Source organism: Vibrio sp. R-1, assembly GCF_035615595.1.
In the GTDB taxonomy this organism is placed as follows: Bacteria; Pseudomonadota; Gammaproteobacteria; order Enterobacterales; family Vibrionaceae; genus Vibrio; species Vibrio cholerae.
In genome coordinates this window covers 1-21,272 of record NZ_WPDC01000044.1, presented here as the reverse complement: position 1 = coordinate 21,272, position 21,272 = coordinate 1, and the positions used below count along the sequence as shown (strand labels likewise).

The following is a 21,272-nucleotide window of genomic DNA, read 5'->3' as shown; positions in this document are numbered from 1 at the left end:
GTGAGTTCACAGTTTAAAGGCCGTCAGTTTTTGGTCGAGTTGCCGTGACAAGTCAGCCAGTTTTTCACTCTCTTCTGCTAAATAAGTGGCCGCTTGCGACATTTCCAGCGCCGCATCATTAATGCCACTTACGTTACGGTTCATCTCTTCGGCAACGGCACTTTGTTCTTCCGCTGCGGTGGCAATCTGAGTGGCTTTGTCGCTGACGTGCTGAATGTGATTCACAATCAGAGATAAGTCGCTGCCCGCATTCTCTGCGGTTGCCACGCTGTTAGCCGCCAATGCTTGGCTTTTTTGCATCGCACTGGCTGTGCTTACCGCCAGTTGTTGCAGACGGTTAATCATGGTTTGGATTTCATCGGTGGAATGATGAGTTCGGCTGGCTAAATTCCGTACCTCGTCGGCGACCACAGCAAAGCCGCGACCTTGATCGCCCGCTCGCGCCGCTTCAATCGCCGCATTTAAAGCAAGAAGGTTCGTTTGTTCGGAAATGCCACTGATGACCGAGGTGACTTCGCTAATTTGCATCACCCCTTCTTTGAGCTTATTCACTTGATCAGTTGCAACGCCCAGTTCAACCGATAAGGCGCGAATGCTGTCTACGCTCGAATGGACGTCCTTATCTCCTAGGTTCGCTTCTTTGCTAGCATCGAGGGTATCGCGCGCGGTGTCTTCTGCATGGCCTGCCACATCAGCCACGGTCGCGGTCATCTGGTTCATTGCGGTGGCAAGTTGGCTTAATTGGTCACGTTGTGAAACCACGGCTTGGCTGGTTTCTTCTGCAGAGGAGGCGATGCGGATCGCCGCTTCCGCGACAGAAGAGGCGGACTGTACGGATTCAACCAAGGCATCATGTACGGCGGCAATACTGTTATTGATGCGCTGGGCAACAATACCAAGCTCATCTTTACCCAGCACAGGAATCTGTGCGGTGAGATCGCCTTGGGCAACTTTTTTCATCACATCTTTGATGGTATCGAGTGGTTGAATCACCGCACGACTGATCACAACACCCAGACCTATCATAACGAGCGTTACTATGAGGGTGGCGGAACCCATTCTGAGGAACTGTTGGTAAACCGCGTGTTCAATATCGTCCAACAACATGCCTGAGCCTAAAATCCATCCCCAAGGCGCAAAGCCATTGACGAACGAGAGTTTATCGGCAGGGTTGCCTTGTTGATTTTTCCAAGGGTAGATCAACGAGCCTTGTTGACCATTGCGCGCTAAGTCGATCATGGTGAACCAGAATTGACCTTCTGTATCTTTACCCGGATTTCCCATCTGTTGACCAACCAGATCCTGACGGATCGGGTGTACCACTGTGTAGCGTGATTCATCAATCACGAACATGTAGTTGTTGCCATCAAATCGTAGCGCGTTAATCAGGGCTTTGGCTTGTTCTTGAGCTTGTTCTTTGGGTAGGGTTTGGTTGAGATAAGCCACCTGAGAGAGGGTGCTTTGAATCACTGCTTTCAAACGCGCTTCACGCTCAGCAACCAAGTTTTCTTTTAGGGCATTGGCAGAGATAAAGAGCAGGCTCAAAAATCCAACAATACCGACGATGACAATAGCGGCCAGTTTATAACTGACCTTGATATTCTCTAGCTTCAACATGACGTTACCACCTAACTGAGCGCTGTAATGTTTATGGTCTTATTCGGCTAGGTTATTGTTTGAATGAATAGGCCGATAAGGACTAATAAAAGGATGGTTCACAACGGCTGATTTGCCACTGGCCTCAGTTCATTTTGTTAACCAGCTCAACTATTTGATGAGAGTTAGTGCAATAACTCAAACGCAAGCAGGGAGGCTAAGCCTCCCTCATTAGGATGGGATGAAAAGAGTTAAGCTTCGAGCGTCACGCGAGTATCTTCGCTTAACGCTTCAAGCTCATTGATGACGTCATCGATTTCAATATTCACTGGTAGACGCATAGCGACATTGGCCGTAAATAGGCTTGAGCTGATACCGCCACCGCCGGCGATAAACACACGTTGGCAGTCCATATCTAAGATGCTAATACCTTGGCCATCAAGCAGATGAGTTATTTCATTCACGATCCCTGCGCGATCGTTGGCATCCAATCTGACCTGATAGACCGCATCACTCTTATGGACATGCGGATCGGCATCGGTAATTTCGACCAAAAGACCGGGATAGGTTTGGAAGGCTTGCTTCACTGTGCTGGCATTGTCTGCAGGTAATTCAATTTTGATCACAGCAGCAACGCTGTCTTCAATGAAATTCACCTTACTGATGAGCCACTTACCTCCATTTTCGTGAGTGACGGCTGCCAGTTGCTTTATGGTGGCAGGCGTTGCTTTTCCGACAAAATTCACAATAAATGTGCTGTTCATGTTGGCCTCCTGACAAGGAATTCGCGTTGCTCGCTCTTTGAGTGTAGGAGGTTAACTTGGGGTGGAATTGACCAAAATCAATTTTTGGACAGGGAGTCTCAGCGGAAGGACAATAATTCTACTTGCGCCACAGATTTATCCCCCTTCTGGCTGGCACTGAGCTTCAAACTTAGGTTATTTGGTTCTCTTGCGAGGAGAGGGTGAAAGGAAACGTGAAGCCGAATAATGCAGACAGGCTATACCTTAGGTATAGCCTGTCGCACAGATTAGAAGGTGATTTTAAAATTGACGCCGTAATACTGTGAATCGTATGGAGCACCTGCATCCAGCGCATATTTGGCTGCATCTGGGTTGTTTGACCAAGGGCTGCTTTGGAAAGAAACATCCGCAGAGCCTCCCCAAGCACTGCTCACCCAGCCATGAATATGACCGATTGGGTTGAGGAAGAAGAGGGTCACGCCACCCATAGTATCGGAGCCCATGACTTCACCCCCATTAGCCACAATATTTTGTTCGGCTTCAAACATCAGTTCACCGACCACAGCACCAAAAAACGGGGTGATGAAAATATCTTGCCACGAGGGGACTTCTGCGAAAGCTTCAACCCCATATTCCCAGAAGAACGTCGACATGGTGGCCGAGTAGAGGAAGGATTCGAACTCGTTGAATCCTGCATGACGCGCCGCCGTGTAATAAACACCACCAAAGTATGGGTGCATAATGTAGTTCAGAAAATGTTCGTCGCGGTCCCAAGTTGGGCCTGAGGTAACATTATCTTTCCACTTTTTACCAAGGCCGCTCAGTTTGCGATCTTCTGCGTCCCATTTTGTGATGGACTCAGGGAGTAAAGTCATCAATCCTGCGGTCATAACACTCAGGCCGAGAATGGTATAGGTTTGACCTTTCAGATAATCCCAGTCACGGGTGTCTTGCACCATTAAATATTTGGGAAGAGGTTCATCGAGCTTGAGTGAAGAAGCATCATTGAGACTCAAAGAAAAAGGGTTACCAACAGAGTCGGTATAATAATTGCTTGAATAGCAGCCGTTCTGTTCACAGCTCAATGGATAGGTAAAATCAGATTTGAAGTTCACATCTTGTTGCTGTGCGCTTACGCAGGCGGAAAATGTCAACAACATCATTGAGGTGATGTTTTTCTTGAGCACAGATGTCTCCAGTTAGGTGATATGTCGATCAGGGTCACAATTATCCATAAAACTCACAAACAAGGAACCGATAATTCGCGCTTGTTTGAAATAGCTTAGTCGATAAAACATTCTTTTCTATTAGCTTATTGTAAGCCAATATGGAAACTGCATTTACATCAGGATGGCAAATATGTTGAAAATAGCAATGCTCAGTACCGGCGAAGAAGTTTTGCACGGTGATATCGTCGATTCTAACGCCGCTTGGCTAGCGCGCGAATTTTATCAGCATGGCTTTTCACTGGCTAAACGCGCCACGGTTGGAGATAGCTTGCCTGCTCTGGTCGAAGAATTAATGATGCTGAGCTTTAACTCGGATGTGGTGATCGTCAATGGTGGCTTAGGCCCGACCAGCGATGATATCACTGCCCAAGCTGCGGCTCAGGCAGCAGAACAACCGCTGGTTTTGAACGCAGATTGGTTGAGTCAACTGGAAGCCTTTTTCATTGGGCGTGGTCGAGCGATGCCAGAAAGTAACCGCAAACAAGCGATGCTGCCAGCCAATGCCGAGGTGATTGATAACCCAATTGGTACCGCTTGTGGTTTTAAAATGCAAATCAACGATTGCTGGTTTTATTTCACTCCGGGCGTTCCCAAAGAGTTTTACAAAATGGTCAGCGAGCAGATCTTGCCTGATCTACAGCGGCAATTTCCTTCCGTTCAAGGGCAACAGTGTAGCCGCTTATATACCTTCGGCACTTCGGAATCCTCCATCTCCGATAAGCTAGATAAAATGCATTTGCCGGAAGGCTACACCTTAGGTTATCGCTCTTATCTGCCGTTTATTGAAGTCAAACTGTTTGGCCCAGACCAAGATCAAGAACGTCGCCTCAGCTTACTGAAAATCATACATTCGCATCTAGAACAGTATGTGGTGAGCATTGATGAACCCATGTTGACCTATTTAGGCCATGTGATGGCAGAAAAAGGGCTCTCTTTGGCTTTGGCAGAGCAAGCAACCCAAGGTGGGTTGTCGAGTTGGCTGCTGAGTGATCCCAACGTTGAAGCCCTCGCCGGCCATTCTTGGATCTTAAGCCACAGAGTATCGTCTGAGCTTGCTCATCAAGACCCACTAGCAGCAGCGTTTGCCCTAGCAGGAGCGACGAAAGACAAATGCGGTACCCAAATGGCACTGGTTACAGGGGCTTTGAAAGAGGATCACGTTTCGGTTGCGCTCTCAACCCCAAATGGTGAGTGGGGGCAAACAGTCAAATTTGTGCGTCGTTTTAGCGCACAAGAGCAAAAAGAGTGGATCGCAACACTGGCTGCGGACATGTTACTGCGCTATCTCACTGGACGTTCTATGTTTGTGGGTTACAGTGCGGTTGAGAGGGTCAAAGAGATGCATTTGCCGAGTAGCGTGCTCAATTAAAAATCAAAATCTTACAATAATGGATTGATTTTAAATGGCTTTTTTATCATTATGCGTTCGGTGTTAACTGAATGAATCCGCTACTTATTCTGCTTATTGATGGTTTAGCTTTCGTTATGCGTATTTTGTCTAATCAATAAGCGGATGATTTATTTAGAGAGCGTGATTTGTCTCAAAAGAGAGGCTTTAAACCCTTGGTTGGATCGGTACACTGACAGCTCCCCCGAAAAGTGGCGGCAGGAGGCTGACATGTTTCAACACTCGAAAATCTTGGTTTGGTATAAAATCGCCAGTCAAAAAGTCGTTTTAGGAGAAGCACATAGCGACGGAACTGAGGATGTAGTTTCGCTCTGGTTACACGCTCCAACCCAATTCGATAACGCCAGTAACCAAGGCTATTGGTTATCGCTATTTGATGATGGCGGACGCGAAATCGGCAATAAGTGGGTATCCATGAGAACTGCGGATGCGATTTTGTGTGGCGGGAATAGAGCCAGAGCCTAAGCTCTGGCTTGTGCATATCCTGTGAAGCCGCCGTATTCATGGCGGCAACTTCATATTCAATGGCTTTTCCCCTTCCTACTTGAAGCCGCAACAACGGTGTTGGCTGCATTCGCTCACCCCAATTACATAGTGTCTCTATGCTCATGGGGATTCACTTATTAGCTGCCTAGCCGCAACGCCAAATAGTTTGGGTAGAGTTCACCTCACTTTTCTCAACTCAAACGGTTATCGACCCCATCGACCTATTGATAAAGTCGAAAACCATTGGTTGGGCGCGATGGGTTAAGCGCGTTTGGCTTTGAGCTGATACGTGACTTGTTCTATCTCAAGTGCCGTTTTTGCACGGCAGATACAAGGTAGAATTTCATTGCCTTGTGTATAAGCCATGGCAAAACCAACATACTCGACTTCACCAGAGATGAGCTGGCAACGACAAGCACCACAGTGCCCGTCGCGACAGTTGTATTCTGGCTCTAACCCTGCTTGTTCCATACTTTCAAGCAGAGTATGGCTCGAGTTAGATTCAATGGTCATCAGCTTGTTGATTTTGATTGCAGCCATTACAGTTCAAAGCCCTCGAAATCATCGGCGCTTACCTCGTTGTCGATTTGACCCACTAAGTAAGAACTGATTTCAGCCTCTTGAGGTGCCACTTGCACGTTATCAGAAGACAGCCATGCGTTGATCCATGGGATCGGGTTATTCGTCGCGGCTGGGTATGCCGGCTCTAAACCGACGGCTTGCATACGGATATTGGTAATGTACTCGACGTACTGACACAGAATATCTTTGTTAAGGCCGATCATCGAACCGTCTTTGAACAGGTATTCTGCCCACTCTTTCTCTTGTTCAGCGGCTTCTTTGAACAAATCGAAGCTTTCTTGCTTACACTCTTCTGCCACTTGCAGGAAGGTAAAATCATCCATGCCGTTGCGCAGTAGATTCAACATGTGTTGAGTACCCGTCAGGTGCAAGGCTTCGTCACGTGCAATCAGTTTGATGATTTTCGCGTTACCTTCCATCAGTTCACGTTCTGCAAACGCGAAAGAGCAGGCAAAGCTCACATAGAAGCGAATCGCCTCCAGTGCATTGACTGACATCAAGCAGAGATACAGCTTCTTCTTCAGCTCTTTCAGCGATACCGTGATGGTTTCACCGTTGATCTGATGTTGGCCTTCACCATAGCGGTGATAGTCATTAGTCAGCTCAATCAAATCATCGTAGTAGTGGGCGATGTCTTTTGCACGCTTGATGATGTGCTCGTTTTCAACGATGTCGTCAAACACCACTGCAGGATCATTCACGATGTTACGAATGATGTGAGTGTAAGAGCGTGAGTGAATGGTTTCAGAAAAAGACCAAGTCTCAATCCACGTTTCCAGCTCTGGGAGTGAAACCAGTGGCAGCAGTGCGACGTTCGGGCTACGGCCTTGAATGGAGTCGAGCAGAGTTTGGTATTTCAGGTTAGAAATGAAAATATGCTTTTCATGATCCGGCAATTTGCCGTAATCAATTCGATCGCTGGATACATCCACTTCTTCTGGACGCCAGAAGAAGGAGAGTTGCTTTTCAATCAGCTTCTCAAAAATCTCATATTTTTGTTGGTCGTAACGTGCGACGTTGACAGGCTGACCAAGGAACATAGGTTCTTTTAGTTGGTCATTCTTCTTTTGGGTAAAAGTACTGTAAGCCATTGTTGCCTTCATCCGTTTGGCCTCTTGCCTAAGCAAGAGGCATGCAAATCAAAGAGTTAAACTATTTTCTCGTGTTGTGCTTTAGAAGCAGGCGCTTAGATCTTACAAGCGCCGCTAGCACAATCGTCTTCCTGCACTTTCACCGTAGCATCGGTCTGCTCGTCTTTCGCGCCATCACGAGTGTTATGGTAGTACAAGGTCTTCACACCAAACTTATACGCTGTCAGCAGATCTTGGAGCAGTTTTTTCATCGGTACTTTGCCAGAATCGAAATTGCTTGGATCGTAGTTAGTATTGGCAGAGATCGCTTGGTCAACGAACTTTTGCATGATACCCACTAAGTGCAGATAGCCATCGTTTGAGCCGATGTTCCACAGCAGTTCATAGTTCTCTTTTAAGCGAGTGAATTCTGGAACCACTTGCTTCAAGATGCCGTCTTTTGAGGCTTTGACCGAGACGTAACCACGTGGTGGCTCAATACCGTTGGTCGCGTTAGAGATTTGTGATGACGTCTCAGAAGGCATCAGTGCCGTCAGCGTCGAGTTACGCAGGCCGTGTTCCATGATCTCGTGACGCAGCTTGTCCCAGTCGTAATGCAGAGGCTCTGCACACACCAGATCGATATCTTTCTTATAAGTATCGATTGGCATCAAGCCTTTCGCGTAGTTGGTCTCATGGAACAGTGGGCAACGACCTTGTTCTTTCGCCAGCTTCATAGAAGCGCGCAGCAAGTGATACTGCATGGCTTCAAACGTGCGGTGCGTCAGGCCATTTGCGCTGCCGTCAGAGTATTTCACGCCGTTTTTCGCTAGGTAGTAAGCGTAGTTGATCACACCCACACCCAGAGTACGGCGGTTCATTGAAGAACGACGTGCCGCAGGCAGTGGGTAGTCTTGGTAATCCAATAATGCATCTAGAGCACGAACCACAAGGTCAGACAGCTCTTCAAAATCATCCAGTGACTCAATCGCGCCTAAGTTAAACGCAGAGAGGGTACACAGAGCAATTTCACCGCTTTCATCTTCCACATTCGCCAGTGGCGAAGTCGGCAGCGCGATTTCCAGACACAGGTTTGATTGACGCACAGGTGCAACCGCCGCATCAAATGGGCTGTGCGTGTTACAGTGGTCAACGTTTTGGATGTAGATACGGCCTGTTGAAGCACGCTCTTGCATCAGCAGAGTAAAGATTTCCAGCGCTTTAACGGTTTTCTTCTTAATTGAAGGATCGTTTTCGTACTTCACGTACAGGCGTTCGAACTCATCCTGATCTTGGAAGAAAGCGTCGTACAGTCCCGGCACATCAGAAGGAGAGAATAGGGTAATGTTGCCACCTTCAACCAGACGCTTGTACATCAGTTTGTTGAGCTGAACACCGTAATCCATATGACGAACACGGTTCTCTTCTACACCACGGTTGTTCTTCAGAACCAGCAGAGATTCCGCTTCACCATGCCACAGAGGGTAGAATACGGTTGCTGCACCACCACGAACACCACCTTGCGAGCAGCATTTCACCGCGGTTTGGAAGTATTTGTAGAAGGGGATACAGCCAGTGTGGAACGCTTCACCTCCACGGATTTCCGAACCCAGCGCACGAATACGACCGGCGTTGATACCAATACCGGCACGCTGTGAAACGTAGCGAACAATCGAGCTTGCCGTTGCATTGATAGAATCAAGGCTGTCACCACATTCAATCAGTACACAAGAGCTGAACTGACGAGTAGGAGTACGTACACCCGACATAATTGGCGTTGGCAGCGAGATCTTAAAGGTTGACGTCGCATCGTAGAAACGCTTGATGTAATCAAGGCGCGTCTCTTTGGGATACTTCGCAAACAGGCAAGCCGCAACCAGAATATAGAGGAACTGTGCACTTTCGTAGATTTGGCCGGTAACACGGTTTTGTACGAAATATTTGCCTTCAAGCTGTTTCACCGCAGCGTAAGAGAAATCGAGGTCACGACGGTGATCAATGAACTGATCCATCAGCTCCAGCTCTTCACGGGTATAGTCTTCGAGCAAATGCTTGTCGTATTTGCCTTTCTCAACCATCTTGGTGACATGAGCGAGCAGTGTAGGTGGCTCGTATTGACCGTAGGCCTTTTTGCGCAGGTGGAAAACCGCAAGACGCGCAGCAAGGTATTGGTAGTCGGGGGTCTCTTCTGAGATCAAATCCGCGGCTGACTTAATGATGGTTTCATGAATGTCTGAAGTCGTAATGCCGTCATAGAACTGAATGTGAGCGCGCAGTTCTACTTGTGAGACAGATACGTTTTGCAGACCTTCGGCAGCCCAAGTGATCACTCGGTGGATCTTATCCAGATCAATGTTTTCTTTGCGGCCATCACGCTTGGTGACAGTAAGTTGTTGGTTCATTCTGCTTCATTTCCCTAACAAAACTGATAAAAGCCGTGTTTTTGTCTAAATCTTGTAAATTGAATCGAGGCTTTTGTGATCGAGCTCGCCCTACATATAGTGTCATAAACACTATATGTAGGGGTGCTTCAGTGTTCGGGTTACAAGATAGTGCTATAGCATCGGTATTGCAAGTTACAGCTTTGGGACATTTTGTGGATAACTAGCAAAATTAAAAAAATCAGTTAGTACCTACTTACTGATGATCTAAGAGCAGAATTGATTGTAAAAAATCGCCGTTTGCACATCGCTTTATTCGTAACCACAAACGAAAAAAAATTTCTTGATCTTTAAGGAAAAATTCACCCTAAAAATGGATCGTTTAAAATGGAATCAAACGCACGAAAAATAGGCTAAAAAAGCGCGGTAACTTGTGCTACCGCATCGATTTTTTAGCGTGGAGTATGCGCTAAAAAAGGCGAGTATGGACGATATAATTCACATCGACATTCGATCCTAAACGATAGGTATCGGTAAACGGATTGTAGTGTAAACCTGTGATGCCTTGTTCCTGCAGCGCAGTATGATCAACCATCTTCAAAAGTTCAGAAGGGCGAATGAATTTGTTGTGGTCATGCGTGCCTTCTGGAACGATTTTCAGCAGCTTCTCAGCCCCCACAATCGCAAATAGATAGGATTTGACGTTGCGATTCAGGGTCGAGAAAAACACATGGCCGCCGGGCTTAACCAGTTTGGCGCAAGACTGGATGACGGAAAGTGGGTCAGGAACGTGCTCCAGCATCTCCATGCAAGTCACTACATCATAGATGTGCGGGTTGGCCTCAGCATGTGCTTCCACCGTGCTTTGGATGTAGGTGAGTTTGGTACCCGTCTCAAGGGCATGTAAACGCGCCACTTCTAACGGCTCTTTCCCCATATCAAGACCAGTCACTTGTGCGCCTTCGCGCGCCATGCTTTCGGCTAAAATGCCGCCACCACAGCCGACATCCAAAACCCTCTTCCCAAACAGGCCATTGGCTTTTTCTAGCACATAGTTCAAACGTAGAGGGTTGATTTGGTGTAAAGGCTTAAATTCGCCTTCCAGATCCCACCAACGGGAAGCCATATCCTCAAATTTTTTGATTTCATTAGGATCGACGTTCTGTGTTGCTGTCAGTGGTGTCGAAGCCAAGTCTATTGAAGCCATCTTGTATCGCCTGTGTTACGCATCCGTGAAGAGTGGGCATTATAGCGCGCTGAGTAAATCGCACCAGTTGAGATGCCAGATTTGGCGATGAGCGTTTAAAAAACAACCATCTAACTTTGCCAAGTGCAAGGAATGTGTAAATTCTCGGCATTTAAGACGCAACCAAGGTCACAACCTGATAAAAGGTCAGGGAAAGTAATGCCGAAGCGTGGAAACATGTGTTATATTTTTTCACCTTATAAGTATCAAGAATATCCAGTTCTCGACTGACTTGGCGCTCAATCTTGTAGTGAGCTTCGTTTCAGTAAGAATTTGGGTATACCGATCAAACTATAGAGGGATAATGGCTCTATGAGCGATCTAGCTAAAGAGATCACGCCCGTAAACATCGAAGACGAGCTACGCAGTTCGTATTTGGACTACGCGATGTCGGTTATCGTGGGTCGTGCTCTTCCTGATGTGCGTGATGGCCTTAAACCAGTACACCGACGCGTACTGTTCGCGATGAATGTGCTGGGCAACGACTGGAACAAAGCCTATAAAAAATCTGCCCGTGTGGTAGGTGACGTAATCGGTAAATATCACCCTCATGGTGACAGTGCGGTTTACGACACCATCGTGCGTATGGCGCAGCCTTTCTCACTTCGTTACATGTTGGTCGATGGCCAAGGTAACTTTGGCTCGATCGACGGCGACTCCGCGGCGGCAATGCGTTATACCGAAGTTCGTATGTCGAAAATCGCGCACGAACTCTTGGCAGACCTAGACAAAGAAACCGTTGACTACGTTCCGAACTATGACGGCACCGAGCAAATTCCTGCGGTATTGCCGACAAAGATCCCGAACCTGCTGATCAACGGCGCATCTGGTATTGCGGTGGGTATGGCAACCAACATTCCTCCGCACAACTTAGGTGAAGTGATCGATGGCTGTTTAGCCTACATCGATAATGAAGCGATCACCATTGATGAGTTGATGGACTACATTCCTGGTCCAGATTTCCCAACCGCCGCGCTGATCAGTGGCCGTAAAGGCATCATTGACGCGTACAAAACCGGCCGCGGCAAGGTTTACATGCGCTCAAAAGCGGAAATCGAAACCGAAAAGAACGGTAAAGAAACCATCATCGTCAGCGAAATCCCTTATCAAGTGAACAAAGCGCGCTTGATCGAAAAAATCGCTGAGTTGGTGAAAGAGAAGAAAGTCGAAGGGATCAGTGCACTGCGTGACGAGTCTGATAAAGACGGTATGCGCATTGTGATTGAGTGTAAGCGTGATGCGGTTGGCGAAGTGGTTCTGAACAACCTGTATGCCAACACTCAGCTGCAAACCACCTTCGGTATCAACATGGTGGCACTCGATAACGGTCAGCCTAAGCTGTTTAACCTGAAAGAGATGCTGAAGTGTTTCGTCGACCACCGCCGTGAAGTGGTGACTCGTCGTACTATTTTTGAACTGCGTAAAGCGCGTGAACGTGCCCACATCCTTGAAGGTTTGGCACTAGCTCTGGCCAACATTGATGAAATCATTGAACTGATCCGCCGTGCCGCCACGCCTGCAGAAGCCAAAGAAGGCTTAATTGCCCGTGGATGGGATCTTGGCAACGTTGCGGCAATGCTTGAGCGTGCAGGTACGGATGCGGCGCGTCCTGAGTGGCTTGAGCCACAATACGGCATCCGCGATGGCAAGTACTTCCTGACTGAACAACAAGCGCAAGCGATTCTGGATCTGCGTCTGCATAAGCTGACTGGTCTAGAGCACGAGAAGATCCTCGATGAGTACAAACAGCTTCTCGAAGAAATTGCGGCATTGATGCACATTCTGGCGAGTACAGAGCGCTTGATGGAAGTGATCCGTGAAGAGCTTGAAGCGATTCGCGCTGGCTTTAGTGATGCACGCCGCACTGAAATCACGGCAGCAACGCACGACATCGACATGGAAGAGCTGATCGCTCGTGAAGATGTGGTTGTGACTCTGTCACACGAAGGTTATGTGAAGTATCAATTACTGAGCGACTACGAAGCACAGCGTCGTGGTGGTAAAGGTAAGAGCGCAACCAAAATGAAAGAAGAGGACTACATTGAGCGTCTTCTGGTTGCCAATACTCACGATAACATTCTGCTGTTCTCGACTCGTGGCAAAACTTACCGTATGAAGGTATACCAACTGCCGCTCGCCAGCCGTACTGCGCGTGGTAAGCCAATCGTGAACCTGCTTCCTCTGGAAGAAAACGAGCGCATCACCGCGATTCTGCCAGTGACTGAGTTTAGTGAAGATAAATTCATCTTCATGGCAACCGGTGACGGTACTGTGAAGAAAACTTCACTGGATCAGTTTGCCAACGTTCGTGCGAATGGTTTGATTGCGCTCAACCTGCGTGATGAAGACTCGCTGATTGGTGTGGATATCACCGATGGCGAAAGCGAAATTATGCTGTTCTCTAAATTCGGTAAAGTGGTTCGCTTTAAAGAGTCCGAAGAAACCGCGGTTGTGGATGAAAATGGTCAACCTGTGCTGGATGAAAATGGCCAGCCAGAGATCAAGTTCAAAGGCGTAAGACCAATGGGTCGTACCGCTGCGGGTGTTCGCGGCATGAAACTGGCCGACGGCGACCAAGTAGTATCGCTCATCGTGCCGAAGACCGAAGGTGACGTACTCACCGTAACTGAAAATGGTTACGGCAAACGTACTAGCCTATCTGAATACCCAACCAAAGGTCGTGGTACTCAGGGTGTGGTTTCGATCAAAGTCTCTGAGCGTAACGGCAGCGTTGTGGGTGCAGTACAAGTGGCCGAGGGTGATGAGTTCATGATGATCACCAATGCCGGCACACTGGTACGTACTCGTGTGGCGGAAGTAAGTCAAGTGGGCCGTAATACTCAAGGCGTGACCCTGATCCGTACTTCGGAAGGTGAAAGTGTGGTAGGTCTGCAGCGTATCGATGAAATCGAAGAGTCGGAATTGCCAGAAGGTGAGGAAGCACTTGTCGAGAACGATGCACCTGTTGCACAAGATGATGATGGTGAACAAGAGTAATCTGCTCTGTCATACCCCTGCCTAATCACCCTTGGGTAGGGAAATTCATAAAGTGCCTAATCAAAGCCGGACAATCGTCCGGCTTTTTTGATCCTGCCTATGCCTAGATAGCAGTACTATTGATCGCATCAGGCGCTATACCCCCAAAAACACTCCGTATTTGTCATCGGTTTGCTTGGGTATAATGCCCGCCCAATTTATAGGTGCTGTAATTGAAAGGTCATACCATGAGTCAATATGTTGTCTGTGCGCTCTACAAATTTGTTGAGCTCAATCATTACCAAGAGCTAAGAGCGCCGCTGCTGGCACTGATGGAAGAGAACCACATTCGCGGCACATTATTGCTGGCGCAAGAAGGCATTAACGGTACGGTCGCTTCTTCTCGCCAAGGGATTGATGCGCTGCTGGCGTGGCTAGAAAACGAACCGAGTTTAAAAGGCACTGTGTATAAAGAGTCTTCTGCCTCTGAGCCACCGTTTAACCGCACTAAGGTCAAACTCAAAAAAGAGATCGTGACCATGGGCGTAGAAGGCATAGATCCCCGTCATGTAGTGGGCACTTATGTGAAGCCGCAAGATTGGAACGCGCTGATTTCCGATCCTGAAGTCTTGGTGGTGGATACCCGAAACGACTACGAAGTACAGCTTGGCACCTTTAAAAACGCGCTCAACCCAAAAACGGAGACGTTCCGTGAGTTTCCACACTATGTACAGGAAAACCTTGATCCGCAAAAGCACAAGAAAGTCGCCATGTTCTGTACTGGCGGGATCCGCTGTGAAAAATCCACCGCATATTTGAAAGAGCAAGGCTTTGAAGAGGTGTATCACCTTGAAGGCGGCATCTTGAAATATCTTGAAGAAGTGCCTCAAGAACAAAGCTTGTGGGAAGGGGATTGCTATGTGTTTGATGGGCGCGTTGCGGTAGGGCATGGCCTTGCCGAAAGTGATTATCAAATTTGTAATGCTTGCCGTTTGCCTATCACAGAGGAAGATAAGCAGAGCGAACAGTATGAACAAGGCGTCAGCTGTCCGCGCTGTTTTGGTACTCATTCCGAAGAGCAGCTAGAGCGTTTCCGTGAGCGTGAAAAGCAAGTTCAGTTAGCAAAACTGCGTGGTGAAAGCCATATCGGTGAAGAGAGTGCGGCACTGATTGAAAAACGCCGCGCAGAAAAGCTGGCGCGCAAAGCGGCGCAGCGCGGCCAGAAAGGTTAGCGAGTCGTGAGTGGGTGGCCGTTTTGCTACCCGCTCACTGCTTGAAATCGCTGGCGAAACTCCCTCGGAGTCATGGCTTTGAGGGTTTTAAATTGGCGGTTAAAGTTCGACAAATTGCCAAACCCAGTTCGTTCGGCAATTAATGCAATCGGCAGCGCAGAACTGGCTAAAAGCTCACACGCTTTACCAATTCGAAACTGCTTTAAATGCTCAGAAAAACTCATCCCATAGTGCTTTTCAAATAAGCGATACGCCGAGCTTTCGCTCAAATGTAACTGATGACATAAGTCGGTAATTTTTATTGCTTGTGCGTAGTGCTGCTCCACATATTGTTTGGCCAGTTGAATTTTCTTATGCGTGTCACTGTTGCTGGTGAGTGCCGTCATCACATAGGGTGCGACGGATAGACGCTGCGCCTGCGCATCGTCCGCCATCACAAGCAAGGACTCAATCACGCGCAGAGATTGGTAACTGTGAGGCTGTTGATCGACATTAGCTAGGAGCTCGGCGACGCGCGTAGCCGTTTGCTCACTGAGACGCACGCCATAGGTGGCATGTTGCTGCAAGCGTTGCAAAGCTTGAGCTTGAGGCAATATGCTCTGTAGCTTGTCTAGCCACTCTTGTTTGAACCAGATGATCGTTGAGTGCAGAGTTTGGGCTTTATTGATCAGCTGTCGACCCGCAATCATATGTGGCAAACCGGGGCCGTAAAGTAAAAGTGTGTTGTGCTCAACCGCGCCAATCGCATCCCCTGCAAAATAGTTACCGACAAAACGCTGATCGGGGTTCTGGTAGAGCACCAATTCGTACTCAGTATGGTAGTGCCAAGGACAGGAAAATTCTTGAGTTTGGCTTTTGCTGCGAAATTCACGCAGCACCCAATCCTGACTGATACCGCTCATCACATTTTCAATTAAAGGTCGCATAACGATTTACGTGGGTTTTCTTGCGCTCAATGCATGGAGATAGACTAGAGGAATGGCTTGTTTTCTGTCAAATCATCAAGTGATTTTGCCTGAATAGTATTAGAACTGGCTCGAATAACATCAATAACTCATGCCCAGATTCAGTACACTAGCCGCCATAATCACCCTGCTGTTCTAAGTCGTTTAGGGATAAAGTGACGCTGCCAAGTAGGAAGGGGATTCCATCGAATATTGCTATGAGGTTACTGCATGTATCGAGATAAAACCGCCTTACTGTTTATTATGTCGACACTGGTTACGGGTCTATGCGGAGCGTTTTTCTATCCACTCTCCAGTCTGTTTATTGTTGAGGCGCTCGATGCTTCACCGATGCAACTGAGCCTGTACATGGTGCTGGCAGTCGTCAGCTCAGTTATTGTCTCACAGTGGCTTGCGCGCCAGTCAGATCGACATTGGCAGCGTAAAACCATCTTATTGGTTTCGTTAATCTGTTATCTCATCACTGTGGTCAGCTTTATGTTTATTCGCAGCTACAGTCTCGCCATCATAGTGGTGGTACTGTTTGCTAGCGTGAGTGGCGCGTCATTTGGCCAGCTTTTTGCACTTGGCCGCGAATACGCCGATCAGCATTTAACCGATAAAACGACCTTCCTCTCTACCATGCGTGCCGGAATTGCGATTGCTTGGGTATTCGGCCCTCCGGCGGCGTTTATGCTCAAAGCAAGTTTTGGCTTTAATGCCGCCTTTGCGGTGTCTGCTCTGATAGTATTTTTAGGCATAGTGCTGATTGCTCGCTTCTTGCCAGCAGGGGTGAAAACCGCCGCAGCCGTTGGAACCACGCCAGTCGAGCTTGGACAATATTCACCCCGTAAGCGTGCTTTGATCGTACTGTACTGCGTGACCTTGGTATGTACTTTTGGCTCAAACAATCTTTATATCACCAGTATGCCGCTCTATTTATCACGTGAGTTGATGGTGCCTGAACATTGGCTAGGGTTGCTGTTTGGCACGGCCGCATTGTGTGAAATTCCGGTCATGTTAATGGCGGGAAAACTTGCCGAGCGATGGGGAACAAATAAATTGCTGATGCTTGGGATCACCAGCGGCATCTTGTTTTACGGTGTGATGCTGACCCACACTGGGTTTGTTGCCATGATGGCCGCGCAAGTGCTCAATGGTTTTTTTATCGGCGTGTGCGCGACGCTAGGCATGGTGGTGCTGCAGGACATGATGCAAGACCGATTGGGCACGGCTTCCACCTTATTTTCGAGCATGCTCAGTATCAGTACTTTGGTGGCGAGCTTATCGGTTGGCGTAGTCGGTGAGTTTTATAACTATTTCAGTACCTTGTATGTTTCTTTAACTGGTGCTTTCAGTGCTTTACTGCTGTTGGCGTTGTTTAGTCAACTACAGCGCAAAGCAATACCAACCGAAGCGGTGCAAAGTGGAGTCTCGGTCCATTAAGGGCAAAGAAAAATGCGTTGCGTTGGGATCGCTTGAGGTGTTCGCCAAGGTACTCGCTGCGTAATTATTCTCTAAACTGTAAAAATTATGTGACCATACTTCCATATCTTATTGCGTGATAAGAAATAATTATGAAAGAAGGTATTATTTTTAAGAAATGGATGAAATTGTGGAGAGAGTAGGTGGACAATTCGGTTGTTACCCAGCTGAAGAAAGAGTTCTACGCGCAGTTGAGCGCGTTGCAAGCTCATTCAGCGCCACAATCAAAACCGACACTCTCGGTATTAACCGATGAAGAGTTACGTCAATTAGAGCAAATCTGGATTGAGTTGAGCGTCTGGAAGAAGTCGCAAAACTAATTATTTTTATCCCTATTTTGATGCTTGAATGAACCCAACCCACTCCGGTTGGGTTTTTTGTTGCTCAAAAAGGCATTTGTTATAACATAACAATTTAAGCCTTCGAGTGATCTTTTCTTTGAAAAAAGGGGTATCAGCCCTCATAGTTAGGTCACTAGTAGAGACAAGTTATGCAAATGTTGAGAAACGTGCATCCCGTTACAGAAATTCAAGTGAGTGCAAACATGGCGGAAGTAAGAGCCAGAGTCGATTTTAAAGTCGGTGCGAAAAGCAATATTGACGCAGAAATCCTGTCATTTCATGGACTGCAATCAGACAAAGAACACGTTGCAGTGATTTTCAAATCAGCGGATACCACCCAAGAAGCCCCGCTTGTGCGTATGCACTCGGAGTGTTTAACGGGCGATGTTTTCCATTCGTCTCGTTGCGACTGTGGTGAACAGCTAGAAGAAACCATTACTCGCATGGGGCAGTCAGGCGGCATCATTCTGTATTTACGTCAAGAAGGGCGAGGTATTGGTCTGTACAACAAGATTGATGCGTATCGCTTGCAAAGTCAGGGCATGAATACTTATGAAGCCAATAATCACCTCGGTTTTGGGGATGATCTACGTGACTTTACGGAAGCCGCACAAATGCTACAAGCCTTGGGGGTGAAGAAGATCCGTTTGGTGACGAACAATCCGAAAAAGATCCGTGAGTTACAAGAACATGGCATTGAGATTGTCGAGGTGGTTCATACCTCAGCACACATCAAAGACGGTAATGAAAATTACCTGAAAGCCAAAGTTTCTCACGGTAAGCATCAACTCAAACTGTAACCTTCAGTTTTATAAATAGATTCGCGTTACTGCCGATAATATCGCATGTTATTAAACCCCACACTTGTGGGGTTTTTTGTGTGTTCAGGTTGAAAAAAAATTGTAAATTTGTATTATTTGCATCGAAATAACAAATGATAATAATTTGCAATTCATATCAAGCTCAACAAGGACGCTCCATGAACGTTAAGTCTATTCTCTCTTCCGCCATCTTAGCTTCACTGACGCTCACTACATCAGCAAGCTTCGCTGCAGCGCCAACTCAAGCCCAAGTGGTTGAACATTATGCCGATATTGCGCATGCCGTTTATGCCGATTCACGTGTGACTGCGCAGCAACTGCAAAAAACCATCGACCGTTTCTTACAAGCTCCGACCGCACAAGGTCTGGAAGAAGTGAAACAAGCGTGGTTGGCGGCGCGTGTGCCTTATCAACAATCAGAAGTGTTCCGTTTTGGTAACGCGATTGTCGATGACTGGGAAGGTCAGTTGAACGCGTGGCCGCTAGATGAAGGTTTGATCGATTATGTGGCAGGAAGTTATCAACATGAACTGGGCAATGAAGGCGCAAATGCCAATATCATTGCCAATACTGCACTGACCATTGGCGCAACGAAAGTTGATGTGAAAGAGATCACGCCTGAGCTGCTGGCCAGCCTCAACGAAATCGGTGGCTCTGAAGCCAACGTGGCATCGGGCTACCACGCGATTGAATTTCTGTTGTGGGGACAAGATTTAAACGGCACCAAAGCCGGTGCCGGTGCTCGCTCATACACGGATTACCTGCAAGGCAAAGCCTGTACCAATAATCACTGTGATCGCCGTGCACAATACCTTAAAGCCGCCGCACAACTTTTGGTGACCGATCTGGAGTGGATGGAGAAGCAGTGGGCGAGTGGTGAAAAAGATAATTATCGCCAACAACTGCTGAGTGAGTCTGCGGAAAATGGTCTGCGCAAAATGCTGTTTGGTATGGGCTCGCTATCACTGGGTGAATTGGCGGGTGAGCGTATGAAAGTCGCGCTGGAAGCGAATTCAACGGAAGATGAGCACGATTGCTTCTCGGATAACACGCATAACTCGCACTACTACAACGAACAAGGTATCTACAATATCTACACGGGTAGCTACACTCGCGCCGATGGTTCTGAGCTAAAAGGCCCAAGTCTGTACCAATTGGTTGCAGAGAAAGATGCCAATGCGGCAAAAGAGATCCTGCAACAGTTTGAAGCGGCGCGCACGCAAGTGGGTGAGTTAGTCACGGCAGCTGAAAAAAATAACCAGCACTTTGATCAACTGATCGCGGCAGATAACGCGGCAGGGCATGCGATTATCAATCAAGCCATTATGGCGCTCGTCGCGCAAACGGGTTCGATTGAGCGCGCGGCAGGCATCATCGGGATCGATAATCTAAACCCAGATACGGCAGATCACGAGTTTTAATCTCGTCACTGTCCTCATCCCTTTCTTCGCGCAATGGCCTTTGGGTTATGCATGGAGAAAGGGATAACTTATTTTTGCAATAAAACCCAATCTCGCTTTACGTCAATGATAATTCCTCAATAGTTTGGTGTGCAGCGTCAATTCCGCAGCTACTTATACGGTAAAGGGAATCAGGGATTGGGTCGTTTTTTTACAGGAACCATGTCATGAAGTCGTCTTTATCTCTGTTATTACTCACGAGCGCCTTGAGCAACTTTGCTTTGGCAACAGAGATTAAATCGGGTGGGGAAACCAGTACCACGAAAGAGGGAGCCAATGCGTTTTCGATGCCGGCCGCGAATTTGCCGATGGCGAAACGCCTTGATTTTAGTGTTGGTAACAGCTTTTTCCGCAATCCTTGGGTTCCCGCTCCCGCTTCGACGGATGCGCGCGACGGACTAGGACCTCTTTTTAATACCAATGGCTGCCAAAACTGCCACATTAAAGACGGGCGAGGCCATCCACCAGAGCCTAATGACACACAAGCGGTTTCCATGCTGGTGCGTTTGAGTATTCCTGCGGTTACTGAGCAGCAAAAGGCCATCTATGCGGTCAATGGCGTAGTGCCAGAGCCGACTTATGGCGGGCAACTACAAGATTTTTCGCTACCCGACCAAAAACCAGAAGGGCGAATCCACATTACGTATGACGAAGTGGTTGTCACTTTTGCCGATGGTACTCCTGTGGCACTTCGGAAGCCGAACCTAAAGATTTTGGATCTCGCTTATGGTGAGATGCACCCAGATGTGCAAATGTCGGCGCGGGTTGCACCGCCGATGATTGGACTTGGACTGTTAGAATCGATCCCGGATGCGACCTTATTACAGTGGGCTGACCCTGAGGATCGCGATGGCGATGGTATTTCCGGCCGTGTTAACCAAGTGCGCGATGTACGCACTGGCGAAATGGCGATTGGCCGTTTTGGCTGGAAAGCGGGCCAACCCAACATCATGCAGCAAAATGCGGCTGCCTTTAATGGTGATCTGGGATTAACCAGCCATCTCTTTCCGCAAGAAAACTGCACCGAAAAACAGACACTCTGCCGTGATTTACCGAATGGTGGCTCACCAGAAGTGAGCGATAACATTCTGGATTTCGTGGAGTTTTATGCTCAGCACTTAGCGGTGCCTGTGCGTCGCAACGTGCAAGAACCACAGGTACAACAGGGGGAGAAACTGTTTGCCCAAGCGGGTTGCCAATCTTGCCATAAAACCAATGTGTTGACGCAAGAGCTGGCTGAGCGTCCTGCGCTTTCCAAGCAGCGAATTCAGC

Annotated in this window: 17 protein-coding genes; 9 read left to right on the top strand and 8 right to left on the bottom strand. The window is 47.9% G+C overall.

Annotated features, from left to right (window positions below):
• Positions 1-6: 6 nt before the first annotated feature.
• From GOU96_RS10835 to GOU96_RS10825, 3 genes are all read right to left on the bottom strand, one after another.
• Complete coding sequence (locus GOU96_RS10835) at positions 7-1,617, bottom strand: methyl-accepting chemotaxis protein (protein WP_267782408.1); 1,611 nt, start codon at positions 1,615-1,617, stop codon at positions 7-9.
• A 230-nt stretch (positions 1,618-1,847) separates the two neighbouring features.
• The gene (locus GOU96_RS10830) at positions 1,848-2,360 is read right to left on the bottom strand and encodes a glycine cleavage system protein R (protein ID WP_001089202.1); all 513 of its coding nucleotides are present in this window, start codon (positions 2,358-2,360) and stop codon (positions 1,848-1,850) included.
• 266 nt (positions 2,361-2,626) lie between these two features.
• Positions 2,627-3,526: a DUF3943 domain-containing protein gene (locus tag GOU96_RS10825; protein WP_000914639.1), complete on the bottom strand. Its 900-nt coding sequence runs from the start codon at positions 3,524-3,526 to the stop codon at positions 2,627-2,629.
• A 172-nt stretch (positions 3,527-3,698) separates the two neighbouring features.
• On the opposite strand from GOU96_RS10825, the gene GOU96_RS10820 reads away from it, so the two are divergent.
• Positions 3,699-4,937 (top strand): CinA family nicotinamide mononucleotide deamidase-related protein, encoded by a 1,239-nt coding sequence (locus tag GOU96_RS10820; protein ID WP_000912220.1) that lies wholly within the window; start codon positions 3,699-3,701, stop codon positions 4,935-4,937.
• A 249-nt stretch (positions 4,938-5,186) separates the two neighbouring features.
• Positions 5,187-5,441: a hypothetical protein gene (locus GOU96_RS10815; protein ID WP_000486262.1), complete on the top strand. Its 255-nt coding sequence runs from the start codon at positions 5,187-5,189 to the stop codon at positions 5,439-5,441.
• A 282-nt stretch (positions 5,442-5,723) separates the two neighbouring features.
• On the opposite strand, the gene yfaE is transcribed toward GOU96_RS10815, so the two are convergent.
• From yfaE to ubiG, 4 genes are all read right to left on the bottom strand, one after another.
• Positions 5,724-6,002 carry a class I ribonucleotide reductase maintenance protein YfaE gene (gene yfaE, locus GOU96_RS10810; RefSeq protein WP_267782411.1) on the bottom strand — a complete coding sequence of 93 codons (279 nt, stop codon included), beginning with the start codon at positions 6,000-6,002 and terminating at the stop codon, positions 5,724-5,726.
• Positions 6,002-7,135: a class Ia ribonucleoside-diphosphate reductase subunit beta gene (gene nrdB, locus GOU96_RS10805; protein WP_000331860.1), complete on the bottom strand. Its 1,134-nt coding sequence runs from the start codon at positions 7,133-7,135 to the stop codon at positions 6,002-6,004. Before nrdB ends, yfaE begins: the two co-directional genes overlap by 1 nt.
• Before the next feature lie 95 nt (positions 7,136-7,230).
• Positions 7,231-9,516 carry a class 1a ribonucleoside-diphosphate reductase subunit alpha gene (gene nrdA, locus GOU96_RS10800; protein WP_001075912.1) on the bottom strand — a complete coding sequence of 762 codons (2,286 nt, stop codon included), beginning with the start codon at positions 9,514-9,516 and terminating at the stop codon, positions 7,231-7,233.
• 448 nt (positions 9,517-9,964) lie between these two features.
• Positions 9,965-10,702 carry a bifunctional 2-polyprenyl-6-hydroxyphenol methylase/3-demethylubiquinol 3-O-methyltransferase UbiG gene (ubiG, locus tag GOU96_RS10795; RefSeq protein ID WP_114741257.1) on the bottom strand — a complete coding sequence of 246 codons (738 nt, stop codon included), beginning with the start codon at positions 10,700-10,702 and terminating at the stop codon, positions 9,965-9,967.
• A gap of 351 nt (positions 10,703-11,053) precedes the next feature.
• On the opposite strand from ubiG, the gene gyrA reads away from it, so the two are divergent.
• Together gyrA and GOU96_RS10785 are read left to right on the top strand one after the other, a co-directional pair.
• Positions 11,054-13,738 (top strand): DNA topoisomerase (ATP-hydrolyzing) subunit A, encoded by a 2,685-nt coding sequence (gene gyrA / locus GOU96_RS10790; RefSeq protein ID WP_076007741.1) that lies wholly within the window; start codon positions 11,054-11,056, stop codon positions 13,736-13,738.
• A gap of 227 nt (positions 13,739-13,965) precedes the next feature.
• Positions 13,966-14,949, top strand: a complete 984-nt coding sequence (locus GOU96_RS10785; protein WP_000085170.1) for a rhodanese-related sulfurtransferase — start codon at positions 13,966-13,968, stop codon at positions 14,947-14,949.
• A 26-nt stretch (positions 14,950-14,975) separates the two neighbouring features.
• Here the strand turns inward: GOU96_RS10785 and GOU96_RS10780 are convergent, their stop codons facing one another.
• On the bottom strand, positions 14,976-15,875 hold the full coding sequence (locus tag GOU96_RS10780; protein WP_053037025.1) for a helix-turn-helix domain-containing protein: 900 nt from the start codon (positions 15,873-15,875) through the stop codon (positions 14,976-14,978).
• 249 nt (positions 15,876-16,124) lie between these two features.
• Here GOU96_RS10780 and GOU96_RS10775 point away from each other — a divergent pair, with 249 nt between their 5' ends.
• From GOU96_RS10775 to GOU96_RS10755, 5 genes are all read left to right on the top strand, one after another.
• Entirely contained in the window at positions 16,125-17,339 is a 1,215-nt protein-coding gene (locus GOU96_RS10775) for a sugar efflux transporter (RefSeq protein WP_001959657.1), read from the top strand.
• 182 nt (positions 17,340-17,521) lie between these two features.
• Entirely contained in the window at positions 17,522-17,698 is a 177-nt protein-coding gene (locus tag GOU96_RS10770; protein WP_000370567.1) for a hypothetical protein, read from the top strand.
• Between the two features lie 170 nt (positions 17,699-17,868).
• Complete coding sequence (locus tag GOU96_RS10765; RefSeq protein ID WP_001881029.1) at positions 17,869-18,519, top strand: GTP cyclohydrolase II; 651 nt, start codon at positions 17,869-17,871, stop codon at positions 18,517-18,519.
• Between the two features lie 179 nt (positions 18,520-18,698).
• Entirely contained in the window at positions 18,699-19,961 is a 1,263-nt protein-coding gene (locus GOU96_RS10760; RefSeq protein ID WP_001101418.1) for an imelysin family protein, read from the top strand.
• A gap of 206 nt (positions 19,962-20,167) precedes the next feature.
• Positions 20,168-21,272: di-heme oxidoredictase family protein (locus GOU96_RS10755; RefSeq protein WP_324701962.1), on the top strand; the 1,105-nt coding region annotated here is incomplete at its 3' end.

Coding starts and splice junctions, on each gene's coding strand:
- GOU96_RS10765 (WP_001881029.1), top strand. CDS start 17,869: ATGCAAATGTTGAGAAACGTGCATCCCGTTACAGAAATTCAAGTGAGT.
- GOU96_RS10815 (WP_000486262.1), top strand. CDS start 5,187: ATGTTTCAACACTCGAAAATCTTGGTTTGGTATAAAATCGCCAGTCAA.
- GOU96_RS10835 (WP_267782408.1), bottom strand. CDS start 1,617: ATGTTGAAGCTAGAGAATATCAAGGTCAGTTATAAACTGGCCGCTATT.
- GOU96_RS10830 (WP_001089202.1), bottom strand. CDS start 2,360: ATGAACAGCACATTTATTGTGAATTTTGTCGGAAAAGCAACGCCTGCC.
- GOU96_RS10775 (WP_001959657.1), top strand. CDS start 16,125: ATGTATCGAGATAAAACCGCCTTACTGTTTATTATGTCGACACTGGTT.
- nrdA (WP_001075912.1), bottom strand. CDS start 9,516: ATGAACCAACAACTTACTGTCACCAAGCGTGATGGCCGCAAAGAAAAC.
- yfaE (WP_267782411.1), bottom strand. CDS start 6,002: ATGGCTGCAATCAAAATCAACAAGCTGATGACCATTGAATCTAACTCG.
- ubiG (WP_114741257.1), bottom strand. CDS start 10,702: ATGGCTTCAATAGACTTGGCTTCGACACCACTGACAGCAACACAGAAC.
- GOU96_RS10760 (WP_001101418.1), top strand. CDS start 18,699: ATGAACGTTAAGTCTATTCTCTCTTCCGCCATCTTAGCTTCACTGACG.
- GOU96_RS10780 (WP_053037025.1), bottom strand. CDS start 15,875: ATGCGACCTTTAATTGAAAATGTGATGAGCGGTATCAGTCAGGATTGG.
- GOU96_RS10785 (WP_000085170.1), top strand. CDS start 13,966: ATGAGTCAATATGTTGTCTGTGCGCTCTACAAATTTGTTGAGCTCAAT.
- nrdB (WP_000331860.1), bottom strand. CDS start 7,135: ATGGCTTACAGTACTTTTACCCAAAAGAAGAATGACCAACTAAAAGAA.
- gyrA (WP_076007741.1), top strand. CDS start 11,054: ATGAGCGATCTAGCTAAAGAGATCACGCCCGTAAACATCGAAGACGAG.
- GOU96_RS10820 (WP_000912220.1), top strand. CDS start 3,699: ATGTTGAAAATAGCAATGCTCAGTACCGGCGAAGAAGTTTTGCACGGT.